At 68.8% G+C, this 13,386-nt stretch carries 10 protein-coding genes; all 10 read right to left on the reverse strand.

What is annotated here, in order from left to right; genetic code table 11:
• Nucleotides 1-10 precede the first annotated feature (10 nt).
• Complete coding sequence (locus tag G3545_RS27080) at nucleotides 11-2,740, reverse strand: nitrate reductase (protein WP_170017403.1); 2,730 nt, start codon at nucleotides 2,738-2,740, stop codon at nucleotides 11-13.
• Nucleotides 2,740-4,326 (reverse strand): sulfite reductase subunit alpha, encoded by a 1,587-nt coding sequence (locus G3545_RS27085; RefSeq protein WP_170017404.1) that lies wholly within the window; start codon nucleotides 4,324-4,326, stop codon nucleotides 2,740-2,742. Before G3545_RS27085 ends, G3545_RS27080 begins: the two co-directional genes overlap by 1 nt.
• Before the next feature lie 145 nt (nucleotides 4,327-4,471).
• The gene (locus tag G3545_RS27090) at nucleotides 4,472-6,250 is read right to left on the reverse strand and encodes a NirA family protein (RefSeq protein ID WP_170017405.1); all 1,779 of its coding nucleotides are present in this window, start codon (nucleotides 6,248-6,250) and stop codon (nucleotides 4,472-4,474) included.
• Nucleotides 6,250-7,488, reverse strand: coding sequence for an FAD-dependent oxidoreductase (locus G3545_RS27095; protein WP_170017406.1), 1,239 nt, complete (start codon nucleotides 7,486-7,488; stop codon nucleotides 6,250-6,252). Before G3545_RS27095 ends, G3545_RS27090 begins: the two co-directional genes overlap by 1 nt.
• Complete coding sequence (locus tag G3545_RS27100; RefSeq protein ID WP_170017407.1) at nucleotides 7,485-7,928, reverse strand: globin family protein; 444 nt, start codon at nucleotides 7,926-7,928, stop codon at nucleotides 7,485-7,487. Before G3545_RS27100 ends, G3545_RS27095 begins: the two co-directional genes overlap by 4 nt.
• Before the next feature lie 11 nt (nucleotides 7,929-7,939).
• On the reverse strand, nucleotides 7,940-8,734 hold the full coding sequence (locus tag G3545_RS27105) for an ABC transporter ATP-binding protein (RefSeq protein ID WP_170017408.1): 795 nt from the start codon (nucleotides 8,732-8,734) through the stop codon (nucleotides 7,940-7,942).
• A gap of 11 nt (nucleotides 8,735-8,745) precedes the next feature.
• Entirely contained in the window at nucleotides 8,746-9,651 is a 906-nt protein-coding gene (ntrB, locus tag G3545_RS27110) for a nitrate ABC transporter permease (protein ID WP_170017409.1), read from the reverse strand.
• Nucleotides 9,652-9,714: 63 nt separating this feature from the next.
• Entirely contained in the window at nucleotides 9,715-11,040 is a 1,326-nt protein-coding gene (locus G3545_RS27115) for a CmpA/NrtA family ABC transporter substrate-binding protein (protein WP_170017410.1), read from the reverse strand.
• Nucleotides 11,041-11,558: 518 nt separating this feature from the next.
• Nucleotides 11,559-12,707: a CmpA/NrtA family ABC transporter substrate-binding protein gene (locus tag G3545_RS27120; RefSeq protein ID WP_170017411.1), complete on the reverse strand. Its 1,149-nt coding sequence runs from the start codon at nucleotides 12,705-12,707 to the stop codon at nucleotides 11,559-11,561.
• A gap of 30 nt (nucleotides 12,708-12,737) precedes the next feature.
• Complete coding sequence (locus tag G3545_RS27125) at nucleotides 12,738-13,328, reverse strand: ANTAR domain-containing protein (RefSeq protein WP_170017412.1); 591 nt, start codon at nucleotides 13,326-13,328, stop codon at nucleotides 12,738-12,740.
• Nucleotides 13,329-13,386 lie beyond the last annotated feature (58 nt).

The raw sequence follows: 13,386 nt of genomic DNA on the forward strand, positions 1-13,386 counted from the left end.
AGCGCGTCGCTCAGACGCTGCACGTCTCCCGGGGTTCGGCCGGAATCGCGGCTTCGCGCAACATGCGCTTCAACTCGGGCAGGCAGGAACCGCAATTCGTTCCCGCCTTCAGGCCGCGGCCGAGCGATTCCACATCTGCCGACGGGTCGGCTGCGATGGCGGCAATGATCGCCGCGCGCGGTACGGCGTGGCAGGCGCAGACCAGCGGGCCGGCCTCAGTGCCCGCGGCATTGCGGCCCGAAAGCAGGCGACGGCGCTGCTCAGGCGGGACGCGCTCGACGGCGAAGAACGGCATCGCCGCGCTCCAGTCGAGCCGACGGGCGGAGCGCTCCATGAAGGCGAGCGTCATGATACGGCCCGCCGCATCGAAGCGCGCCGCGCGATAGCGGCCGGCGCGGGCGTCATCATAATCGGCCGCCGCCGCGCCGGCGGCGGCGAGCCAATCCGGCAGCCAGGAGCGTGGCTCGCGCGTGTCAGCGAGGACATAGCCGACGCCGCCCTCTATCGCGACCGCGGTCCAGCATGCGGCTGGCGGCGGCGCAAGGCCGCGTCGCGACAGCACGAAGCCGCGATACGGCATGTCGATGCGCTCAAGCCGTACCGGCGTCGCCTTGGCCTCGGGCTGGCCGGAATGCGGATCGGTGGCGCCGGTGACCAGCGCACCGATGCGCCCGCTCGATGAGGTGGCATGGCTCCAGTGGATCGGGGCGAACAGGCTGGCGCGCTGCTGGCCGATAGAGAGCGCGGCTTCGACGACGGCCTCACCATGGGGCGAGACGAGGCGCACCATGTCGCCGTCCGCAATGCCATGCGTCGCCGCATCGTCCGGATGGATCTCGACGAAGGGAACCGGCAGATGCGCGCCGAGCCGCGGGCTGAGGCCGCTGCGGGTCATGGTGTGCCACTGGTCGCGGATGCGGCCGGTATTGAGCAGAAGCGGGAAATCGTCGCTCACCGAGGCGGCGAGGGCAGGCGGCTCCGGGGTGATGAAGCGCGCCTTGCGGTCCGGCGTATAGAAGCGGCCGTCGGCGAAGAAGCGTTTCTCCGCTGTATCGTGTTCGGTGCGCACCGGCCATTGCACCGGCTCCATGGTGTCGAAGGCAGCTTCGTCGAGACGGCTCAGGCCGCCGAGATCGAAATCGCGGGCGCCGTCATTCTCGAAGGCGGAGAGCGCGGCATGCTCGCGGAACACCTCGGCCGCCGAGCGCCAGCCAAAGGCGGCGGCGAAGCCGAGCCGCTTGCCCACTTGCGCCACCGCCCACCAGTCCGGCTTGGCCTCGCCCGGCGGCGAGAGGAACGGGCGCTGGCGCGAGATGCGGCGCTCCGAATTGGTCACTGTGCCGTCCTTCTCGCCCCAGGCGAGCGCCGGCAGGATGAGGTGGGGCCGGCAGCCGAGCGTGTCATTGCCGGCGACATTCTCGGAGACGACGAGGAAATCGAGCGAGCGAAGTGCCTCGCGCACCCCATCGGCGCGCGGCAGGCTGACCGCGGGGTTGGTGCCCATCACCCACAGCGCCTTGACCTTGCCGGCGGCGATGGCATCGAACATCGCCACTGCCTTCAGACCCTCGCGCTCGGCGATGCGCGGCGCATCCCAGAAGCGGCGCACCCGGTCGATGTCCGCCGAGGTAAAATTCATATGGGCGGCAAGCTGGTTGGCGAGGCCGCCGACCTCGCGGCCGCCCATCGCATTGGGCTGGCCGGTGAGCGAGAACGGCCCCATGCCGGGCCGGCCGATACGACCAGTCGCCAGATGCACATTGATGATGGCATTGACCTTGTCGGTGCCCTGCGCCGACTGGTTCACGCCCTGCGAGTAGCAGGTGACGAGGCGCTCGGTCGCGCTGAACAGCGTATAGAAGCGGACGAGATCGTGCTCGGGAACACCGGTCTTGCGCGCCACCGTGGCAAGGTCCGGCGCCATTTCCCGGGCCGCCGCCACCGCGGCGTCGAAGCCGGTTGTGTGCGCTTCGATGTAGGGGCGGTCGAGCACATCGTGGTCGACGAGAGCGGCCAGCAGGCCGGCGAACAGCACGGTGTCCTGTCCGGGAGCCACCGGCAGGAAAAGGTCGGCCTCCTCGCCGGTCGCGGTCTTGCGCGGGTCGATGACCACCAGTTTTGTGCCACGCTTGGCGCGCGCGGCTTCCAGCCGGCGGAACAGGATCGGGTGGCACCAGGCGGCGTTGGAGCCGACCAGAACCACGAGGTCGGCCTCGTCGAGATCGGCGTAGGTGCCGGGCACGGTATCGGCGCCGAAAGCGCGGCGATGGCCGGCGACCGAAGACGCCATGCAGAGGCGCGAATTGGTGTCGACATTGGCGGTGCCGAGGAAACCCTTGGCGAGCTTGTTGGCGGCGTAATAATCCTCGGTCAGCAACTGACCGGAAAGATAGAGCGCGACCGAGTCAGGGCCATGCTTCTCAATGGTTTGTTGGAAAGTCCTCGCAATATGGTCGAGCGCTGTGCTCCAGCCGATCCGCGCCAGCTCGCCGTCCTCGCCGCGCGCCATCGGATGCAGCAGCCGGCTCTCCAGCCCCAATGTCTCGCCGAGCGCCGAGCCCTTGGAGCAGAGCCGGCCGAAATTCGCCGGATGACCCGGATCGCCGGCGATCTTCGCCCCACCCCTGCCGTCCGGGCTCGCCAGCACGCCGCACCCGACCCCGCAATATGGGCACGTCGTGCGTACGGGCGGCAAAGCGAGCGCCGCGAGAGCAGCAGGGGTGGGAACCGGCGCGTTCATCAATAGACGTCCGCCTGATAGCGCCCGGCCTTCTTCAGATTGGCGACATACGCCATGGCTTCGTCGGTGCTCTTTGCCCCATGGGTGGCGACGACTTCGACCAGAGCGCGCTCGACATCCTTGGCCATCCGCTTGGCGTCGCCGCAGATGTAGAAATGCGCGCCGCTCTCCAGCCAGGCGTGGAGGTCGGCGCCGACCTCGCGCATGCGGTCCTGCACATAGACCTTCTCTGAACCATCGCGCGACCAGGCCAGCGTCAGCCGCGTCAGGTGCCCGCTCGCCCGCATGCCGGCGAGTTCGTCCTCATAGAAGAAATCGCAGTCGCTGCGCTGGTGGCCGAAGAACAGCCAGTTGCGGCCCGGCGCCTTGGCGGCCATGCGCTCCCACAGGAAGGCACGGAACGGCGCGATGCCGGTGCCGGGGCCGACCATGATGACGGGCGTCGCCGGATCCTTCGGCAGGGCGAAGCCGTGGGCCTTCTGCACGTAGGCGCGCATCGGGGCTCCGGTCTCGAGCCGCGCGGCGAGGAAGGTCGAGCCGACGCCGAGCCTGGGGCGTGCGCCGATCCGGTAGCGCACCGCGTCCACGGTGAGCGAGAGCCGGCTGGGCGTCGCCTTCGGGCTGGAGGAGATGGAATAGAGCCGCGGCTGCAACGGCTCCAGCGCCTCGACCAGCACTTCCGGATCGAGGCGCGGACGACCGAATTTCTCCAGCGCCGCAAGCACGTCGAGGCTGGCAGCATCGCCGTCCGGGTCTTCGCCGGCCGCGAGCGCGCGGGCCTTGCGGCGCATCTCGCCGCCGGTGAGATAGGTGAGCAACTGGAACAGCCCGTCCGGCGCGGTGCCGAGCGCCACGTCGTTCGTCAGCACGTCGGCGGCGGCGCGTTCGCCGATCATGTCGGCGCTGGTGCCGCCGATGGCGTCAAGCACCTGCTCGACAAGGCCGGGATCGTTCTGCGGGAAGATGCCGAAACTGTCGCCGACCTCATAGTCGAGCCCGGCAGCGGCGAGGTCGAACTCGACGTGCCAGGTCTCCTTTTCCGAGGTGCCCTTGTTGAGCCGATGCCGCGTCACCAGCGAGACCAAGGCCGGGTTGTCGCGCGAGGTGCCGGGCGTCCCGGTGGGCGCGGCAGGCGCCGTCTCAACCGCGGGCGCCGTGTCGTCCAACTCGGCGGCGAGCGCCTTCAGCATGCGCGCCGTCTCCTTGCCGCCCGGGGCGCAGAGATTGAGCTTGGTCTCCTTGGCCGACGCGATGGCGGCGGCGTAAGTCTCGCAGAGATAGCCGCACTGGCCGCAATCCTGCTGCGCCATTGCCGCCATCATGCGGCGCGGCAGCGGCCGGCCTTCGGCGAGCTTCATGCGCTCGTCCATCGGCATCGCGGCGTCGTGCCAGGGCGCGCCGTCGTCGACATCCGCCGGCATCAGCGCGGCGTTCTCGGCGGGCGAGAGCGCGGTCGGCGCGCCCTGCGGCAGCAGCATGCCGGCGAAGAAGCCATTCAGCCAGGCGCGCTGCTCCTCGCTGAAGGGCGCGGTCTCCGGAAAGAAGGAGATGCTGGGCGGCGCGGGCAGGGAAGTCTGAGCGTTCATTGCGCGATGTCCTCTTCACCTATCCCCGTCGGGGAGAGGTCGACGCCATAGGCGGCGGGTGAGGGGGCGAACGGGCAGGGGTTCGCGTGCGCCCCCTCACCCCAACCCTCTCCCCATCGGGGAGAGGGAGCTGTGGCGCGTTTGTTCATTCAGCCATCTCCTCGACCAGCGCGCGCAGCGCGTCCGGCTCATGGCGGCGGGTGAAGCGGGCGAGCGTCTCAGTGTCGTCGGCGCGGTGGGCGAGCCAGGCCTTGAGCAGGCCTTCGACGCGCGCCGGTGCGTCCTCGGCCTTCACGTCACGCCACAGCTCGCGGGCGATGGCGGCGTCGGAGCCGAAGCCACCGCCAACGAGGAGATGATAGCCGTCGACGGTGTCGCCCTCCTCATTCACCGCCACGCGGGCGCCGACCAGGCCGATGTCGCCGATATAGTGCTGGGCGCAGGAGTGATGGCAGCCGGTGACGTGGATGTTCACCGGCAGGTCGGCCGCGACGCGGCCATCGCAATGATCGGCGATGGCGACCGCGGTCGCCTTGGTATCGGCATTGCCGAACTTGCAGCCGGCGGCCCCGGTGCAGGCCACCAGCCCGGCGCGGATCGCGGTGGCGCGGGACGTGAGGCCGAGCGCCTCCAGCGCCGCCTCGACCAGCGGCACGTTGGCGTCGTTGACCCCGGACAGGATCAGGTTCTGCCAGACAGTGAGGCGCAGGTCGCCATCGCCGAGATCGCGGGCGATCGAGGCGAGGCCGCGCATCTGTTCGGTCGTCATCTTGCCGACGGGGATCACCACGCCGACCCAGTTGAGCCCCGCCTGCTTCTGAGCATGCACGCCGACATGGGCGAGGCGGTCCGGCTCGGGTCGCGGCGCCACGGCTTCGGCGGGCACGCGGGTCAGCGCCATACCGAGCTTCTCCTCGGTGGCGGCGAGGAACTTCGCGAAGCCCCAGGCATCGAGCAGATATTTCAGCCGCGCCTTCTTGCGGTCGGTGCGGTCGCCATGGTCGATGAAGACGCGCACGATGGCGTCGGCCACCCGCGTCGCCTCCTCTGGACGCAGGATCACACCGGTGTCCCGGGCGAGGTCGAGATGGCCGGTGATGCCGCCAAGCACGAGGCGGAACCAGACGCCGGGTTCGACGCCGAAGCCATCCTTCACTTCAACCGCCTGGAAGCCGATATCGTTGGTGTCCTCCAGCGCGCCGATCAGCCCGCCGCCGTCGAAGGCGACGTTGAACTTGCGCGGCAGGCCGTAGAGCGAGCGGTCGGCAAGGATGTGGTAGTGCCACTCGAGCGCATAGGGCCGGGTGTCGAGCAGTTCCTGCGGGTCGATGCCGGCGGTCGGCCCGCCGGTGACATTGCGGATATTGTCGGCGCCGGAGCCGCGCGAGGTGAGGCCGAGCCCGATCAGCTTCTCCACCACCGCCGTGCCGTCGGTCGCCGGGATCTCGCGGATCTGCAGATTGGCTCGGGTGGTGACGTGGCTGTAGCCGCCGGCATGGGCGTCGGCCATGTCGGCAATGCCGGCGAACTGCCAATGCTTGAGAATGCCGTTGGGAATGCGCAGCCGGCACATGAAGCTGTCCTGCGTCGGCGCGACATAGAACAGGCCGTGGAATTTCCAGCGGAAGACGTCCGGGCCCTTCGGGAACAGGCCGTCGCGGGCGTGCTGCTTCATGCGGGCATAGGAATCCAGGCCCAGTTCCTCGCGCTTGCCCTTCTCTTCAGGGACGAGCTTGCGGCCTTCGGCCTCGGTGCGCGCCATGGCGCGGTGGGCGGCGGCTTCCGGCCCGGTCGGCTCGGCTGCTGCCACCGGCGCGCTCGCCGGGGACGCGGTGCCGAGACCGCCGGCCGCGCGGGTGGCGGCAAGGCCGGCCACGAAGCCTTCGAGATAGCGCTTCTGTTCGGGGGTGAAGTCGGTGCCCATCACGCGGCCTCCGCAGTCAGGTTCGTGTCGAGATCGAAGCGGCCAAAGGCGAGATCGGCGCGGTGGCGGGCGATGTCGCGGCCGCTGCGGATGAGGTCCAGATAGAACAGGCCCTCAGCGGTGTCGCCGTAGAGCACGGCGCCGACGAGGCGGGTGCCGCGCTCGTCCTCGCGCAGCACGAGGCGGCGATAGAGGCCGATGCCGGGGTCGGACAGCACGATGTCCTGCGTATCCGTTCCGCCGGCGAAATCGCCGGCCGAGAAGACATGGACGCCGGAGACCTTGAGGTTGGTGGCGGTGACGCTGCCCTGATAGGCGGCGGTCTCGCCGGCGAGGCCGCGGGCGAGCACGCGGGCGTGCTCATAGGCCGGCTCGACCAGGCCGTAGACCTGGCCGCGATGTTCGGCGCATTCGCCGATGGCGTGGATGCCGGCGTGGCTGGTGGAGAGCCCGTCATCGACCACCACGCCGCGATTGCAGGCGAGGCCGGCGGCGCGGGCGAGGTCGGCATTGGGCCGGACGCCGCAGGCGACGACGATGAGGTCGGCCGGCAGGATCTCGCCGTCGGCGAGGCGCAGCCCTTCGACATGCCCGTCGCCTTCGATCGCCTGCGTGGAGGCGCCGAGCCGCACTGCGATGCCGCGCGCCTCGACTGCCTGCTTCAGGAGCGCGCCGGCGCGGGCGTCGAGCTGGCGCTCCATCAGCCGGTCGGCCAGGTGGATGACGGTGGTCTGCGCCCCAGCGCCGGCAAGGCCGGTCGCGGCCTCCAGCCCCAGCAGGCCGCCGCCGATGACGATGGCGCGGGTGCCGGGCTTGGCCGCGCGCAGCAGCGCGTCGACGTCCGCCCGGTCGCGGAAGGTCATGACGCCGGGCAGCTCCATGCCAGGCACCGGCAGGCGGATCGGGTGCGAGCCGGTGGCCAGCACCAGCCTGGAATAGGGCAGGGCGCTGCCGTCGGCGAGCGCGACGCGCCCGGCAGCGGTGTCGATGGCCACCGCCGGGCGGCCATAGATCAGCGTCACGCCGCGCGCCCGCCACCAGTCGGCGGAGCGCAGCACGATGTCGCCGGCTGCCACCTCGCCGGCGAGCAGCGAGGACAGCAGCACGCGGTTGTACGCGAGGTGTGGCTCGGCGCCGATGACGGCGACGGCGTAGCGGCCGAGGCAGTGGCTGGCCAGTTCCTCGCAGAACTTCGCGGCGGCCATGCCGTTGCCGATGACGACGAGGGGCTCGCTCATTGTGCCGCCACCTCGAACGGGCCGGGCGCCGTGTTCGCGGCGTCCTGCATCACCCCTGCGAGTGCGCCATAGGCCTCGATCCAGGCATCGCGCACCGGCGGCGTGAAGCCGTCGCCGAGGCCCTGTTCCAGCGTCCAGATCAGCGCCTCGCCGACGGGCACGAAATGCTCCGGCGTGACGCCATAGCCGGCGTGACGGCGGCCGAGCCGCTCCACCGCCGGCAGCAGCGCCGGCAGATTGTCGATGCCATTGACGACGACGGTGAGCGTCGCCATCAGCTTGCGGCCCTGCTCGGCCATGTCGGTGTTGAACAGCGCACGCACGTCCGGCGCGATCTCGAACAGCCGGCCATAGAACAGGGCGGCAGCGTCTTCGGAGATCGGGCGCACCTTGTCGAAGCTGGTGCGCAGCAGGACGATCTGGTCGGGTGAGAGTGCCATGGTGCCCGTCCTCACGCCGCTTCGACGAAGCGATGGCGCTCATAGAGGAATTTCAGCACCGCCTCGCGGCACTTCAGGTAGGTCGGGTCGGTGACCAGTTCGAGCCGGCGGCGCGGGCGCGGCAGCGTCACCTCCAGCACCTCGCCGATATGGGCGGCGGGGCCGTTGGTCATCATCACGATGCGGTCGGAGAGCAGCACCGCCTCGTCGACATCGTGGGTGATCATGATGACGGTGTTGCCGAGCGTGGCGTGGATCTGCATCACCGAATCCTGGAGATGCGCCCGGGTCAGCGCGTCGAGCGCACCGAACGGCTCGTCGAGCAGCAGCACCTTGGGCTGCATGGCGAGCGCGCGGGCAATGCCGACGCGCTGCTTCATGCCGCCGGAGACTTCCGACGGCCGCTTGTCCTTCGCGTGGCCCATCTGCACGAGGTCGAGATTGTGCAGCGTCCAGTCGTGGCGCTCGGCGCGGCTCTTGAGGCCGGAGAACACCTTGTCCACCGCGAGGCGCACATTGTCGTAGACCGAGAGCCACGGCAGCAGCGAGTGGTTCTGGAACACGACGGCGCGGTCCGGGCCGGGGCTGTCGACCTCGCGGCCTTCCAGGATCACGCCGCCGGCGGTCGCAGGCGTCAGGCCGGCGACGATGTTGAGCAGCGTCGACTTCCCGCAGCCGGAATGGCCGATAATCGAGACGTATTCGCCCTTGCCGATGTCGAGCGACACCTGCCGCAACACTTCGGACGTCGTGCCGCCGCGCGAGAAGGACTTGTCGATATGGTCGAGCTTGAGATAGGCGCTCATCGGTTCCTCCTTCAGGCGGCTGCAGTGCCGCGGGTGACGAAGGCGCCGATGCCGGCGACGAGGCGGTCGAGGATGAACCCGACCACGCCGATATAGACCAGCGCCACGATGATGTCGGACAGGCGCGAGGAGTTCCACGCGTCCCAGATGAAGAAGCCGATGCCGACGCCGCCGGTCAGCATCTCCGCCGCCACGATGGCGAGCCAGGAGAGCCCGACGCCGATGCGAAGGCCGGTGAAGATGTAGGGGGCGGCTGCCGGCAGCATGATCTTGGCGAAGAATTCCAGCGGATTCAGCCGCAGCACCTTCGCGACGTTGCGGTAGTCCTGCGGGATGTTGCGCACCCCGACCGCGGTGTTGATGATCACCGGCCAGATCGCGGTGATGAAGATGACGAACACCGCTGAGGGGCTGCTGTCGCGGAAGGCGGCGAGCGCGATCGGCAGCCAGGCCAGCGGCGGCACGGTGCGCAGCACCTGGAAGATCGGATCGAGCCCGCGCATCGCCCAGACCGACTGGCCGACCACGACGCCGAGCGCGATGCCGACCATGGCGGCGAGACCGAAGCCGATGGCGACGCGCTGCAGCGAGGTCAGCACCCGCCAGCCGAGGCCGATATCCTGCGGCCCGTTGACGAAGAACGGATCGACGATGAGGTCACGCGCTTCGTTCCAGATGGTGGAGGGCGGCGGCAGCGTCGCGCCGGGGCCGCCGCAGGCGAGCTCCCACAGTCCCAGCAGGAGCAGCAGCACGATGGCCGGCGGCACGATGACGACGGCGAGATTGCGCCCGAGGGTCGCGAGCCGGTTCGGCGGCGCGGCGCGGCGCGGCACGGCGAGCCGGACGATCTCGGCGCCGGTTTGTGCGCCCGTCTTGCGCGGAGACGGGGTCTCGCTTTTCAGTGCGGTGAGGGACATGAGTTGCTCCCGGTGAAAGGCTCTGGCGGCTCTTAAGCCCTCTCCCCGTCGGGGAGAGGGGGCTTACGCCACGCGCTTGATGTCGAGGCTGGCGAGATAGGCGGTGGGGTTCTCGGGATCGAAGACCTTGCCGTCGAAGAAGGTCTCCTTGCCGCGCGAACTCGATGCCGGGATGTCGGCGCTGGCGACGCCCATCTGCTTGGCGGCGGCGCGCCAGAGATCCTCGCGGTTCACCTTCTCGACCAGTGCCTTGACGTCGGTCGAAGGCTCGAACTTGCCCCAGCGAATGTCCTCGGTGACGAACCAGGCGTCGTGGCTCTTGAAGGGGTAGGAGGCGTGGTCCTGCCAGAACTTCATGTACTGGTCGGAGCCCTTCACCACCCGGCCATTGCCGTAATTGATGTCGCCCTTGGCGCGGCCGACAATGTCGGCGACCGGCACGTTGAACCATTGCCGCTTGCCGACGATGGTCGACATCTCCTCCTTGTTGGCCATCTGGTCGCACCATTGCTGGGCTTCCAGCACCGCCATCAGGATCGCCTGCGTGGTGTTGGGGTTCTTGTCAACGAACTCGGCGCGCATGCCGAGCGCCTTCTCGGGGTGGTGCTTCCACACTTCGCCGGTGGTGCAGGCGGTGAAGCCGATGCCCTGGTTGACGAGCTGCTCGTTCCACGGCTCGCCGACGCAGAAGGCGTCCATGTTGCCGACCTTCATGTTCGCCACCATCTGCGGCGGCGGCACCACGATGGTGGAGACGTCCTTGTCGGGATCGATGCCGGCCGAGGCGAGCCAGTAGCGGATCCAGAGGTCATGGGTGCCACCCGGGAAGGTCATCGCGACCTTCACGTCCTTGCCGGCCGCCTTCTTGGCGGCGAAGGCCGCCTTCAGCGCCGAGGCGTCGGCGGTGACCTTGAGGTCCTTGTATTCGTTGGAGACCGAGATCGCCTGCGCATCGAGATTGAGGCGCGCCAGCAGGTACATCGGCGTCGGCACGTTGTTCTGCGTCACCTTGCCGGTGGAGATCAGATACGGCATCGGCGTCAGTATGTGCGCGCCGTCAATGCCGTTGGCGGCGCCGCCGAGCACGAGATTGTCGCGCGTCGCGCCCCAGGAGGCCTGCTTCGCCACCTCGACATCCGGCACGCCATACTTGGCGAACAGGCCTTTCTCCTTGGCGATCACCAGCGGCGCGGCGTCCATCAGCGCGATGTAGCCGAGCGTCGCCTTGGTGACCTCGGGCGTGGCGGCGAAGGCCTGCGGTACGCCGCCGGGGAAAGCCATGCGCGCTGCATCGAACAGTGCGGCGGCACCGAGCGTGGCGGCAGAGCTCTTGAGGAAGGAACGGCGGGAGAGGCGGACACGCGAGCGAGGCGGCGGGGTGTCGGTCATGAAATGCCCTCGGAACCTGGTTTCGAGAAGCCGTGCCGGTCCTGTCGACCTGCGCGCGGCGATGAAAACGCAAAAAGCCACGGACCCTGACGGGCGAACCCGTCACGGAGTCAGCGGCTTTGCTGTGGCCCATCAATGGGCGAAATCGGGAAACCGCGGTCATCGTTGGCCGGCGGACGCCAACCTATATTCACGAAGCGTGCCAATTGACCGATGCGCCGGAATCCGGAATTGATCCAAGTAGATTCAAGCACTTGGCGGAAAGGCGCGATTTCGCGGTGTCGCTGGGCTCTGGTATGCCAGGTGCCGAAATGCTGCGCAGCGCCGCACCCGCGTGGCGTGATTTTGTGCAGTGCGGAATTTTCAGTTTTATCAATACGCTGGCATCCCGCACGACCGGGGGGCCGAGCCGGGATCGTCAGGTAAGCTGTTGCGCGGGACTTCACGCGATCCAGGCTCTACGACTTCGCCTTCGGCCGGGATGACGATGTTGGCGAGCGGGAGGAGAGGGAGACGCTCTACTTTCCGCGTACGCGCTCCAGATAGCCCTCGACATCGTCCGGCGTGAACGGCACGCCGAACCGCGTGCGCACCGGGTCGATGTCCTGGGGAAGCCGGCCAACATTGCCGGCGGCGGCGTCATAGAGGCCGGGGCGGTAGACTTCCATCGCCGCATGGGCGGCGTCGCGGGTGAACTCGGTCTGGCCGGCGCGCACCATCTGCGCATAGATCCACAGCGCATGAGCCGGTTCGGGCCGGTTGGCGCCGTCGCGGTGCATCACCAGGAAGGCGGCGTCCGAGCGCGGCGCCCCGCCATTCGTGGTGTTCAGCCGGCCCTGCAAGGCACGCCGCAGCATGTCCACCGGCAGGCCGAGATGGCGCGGTTCGGCGAGCAGGCGCGCCAGTTCGTCGAGCGCCTCGCTCGTCTCGCACCAGCGTGCGGCAGCATCGAGCGCCCGCACCAGCCGGTGCAGCACCTCCGGCTCGGCATTGGCGAAGCGGGCATGCACGCCGAGGACCTTCTCCGGCGCCCAACCGAAGATCTCCGAGCCGAGCAGCGCTATACGCCCAACACCGGCCTCCACCGCGACGCTGTTCCAGGGCGAGCCGACGCAGAAGCCGTGGATCAATCCGCTGCGCAGGCTCTCGGCGGTGTAAGGCGGCGGCACCACGACGAGGCGCACGTCGCGATCCGGGTCAAGCCCGCCGGAGGCCAGCAGATGGCGCAGCATGTAGGCGTGGGTGGAGAAGGGATAGACCGTGGAGAAGGTGAGCGGCTCGGCGCCGGTTGCCTGCCGTTCCCGCACCACGGTGCCGAGCGCGCGCGCCGTGCCTTCACCGGTGGCGAGGTCCTCGCCGGTCTCGCCCATCGCCGCATAGAGCTCATTGGCGAGGGTGACCGCATTGCCGTTGAGGTTCAGCGCGAAGGGCGCGACCAGCGGCACCCGCACATGGCCGAGCCCGAGCGAGGAGGCGATGGCGAGCGGCGCCAGCATGTGCGCGCCGTCGAGCAGGCCGACATTCACTTTGTCGCGGATATTGGCCCAGGAGACCTCGCGGTGCAGCTCGATCTCCAGCCCTTCGGCAAAAGCGAAGCCGCGCTCGGCGCAGGCGATCAGCACCGCGGCGTCAGTCAGCGGGATGAAGCCGATAGAAAGCCTTCTCATGGGAGCTGCCTTCTCACGCGAGTCGCCTTCTCATTTCAGCATCTCCGCCGCCGTGATGACGGATTGGGCAATATCGACGATGCGCTTCTTCTCGTTCATCGCGGTCCGGCGCAGCAGCGCATAGGCCTTCTCCTCGTCGAGGCCCTTCAGCCGCATGAGGATGCCCTTGGCGCGGTCGACGGTCTTGCGCTCCTCGAGCTGGGTGCGGGTCTGCTCCAACTCCTCCTTCAGTCGGGCAAAGGCGCGAAAGCGGCTGATCGTCATGTCGACGATCGGCTTCACCCGCTCCTTCTTCAGCCCGTCGACGATATAGGCGGAGACGCCGGCCTCGATCGCCGCCTCGGTGGTGGCGGAGTCCGACTGGTCGACGAACATGGCGACCGGCCGCTTCACCTCGCGGCTGACCTGGAACATCTGCTCGATGACGTCGCGCGAGGGGTCCTCGAGGTCGATGATGATGATGTCGGGATCGATGGCGTGCAGCCGTGCCAGAAGATTATGCCACTCCGACAGGCGCAGCACATGCACATAGCCCGCCTCGCGCAGGCCATCCTCGAGGATGGCCGCGCGCAGCGGGCTTTCGTCGACAATGACGATCTTGAGGCTCGGATCGGCCGTCATGCGTCAGGTCAGTACCAGTTCCCAGGCGAAGCGAGCGCGCCATAAGCAGCAGGGCCCG

The sequence above is a fragment of the Starkeya sp. ORNL1 genome (assembly GCF_012971745.1).
GTDB lineage: Bacteria > Pseudomonadota > Alphaproteobacteria > Rhizobiales > Xanthobacteraceae > Ancylobacter.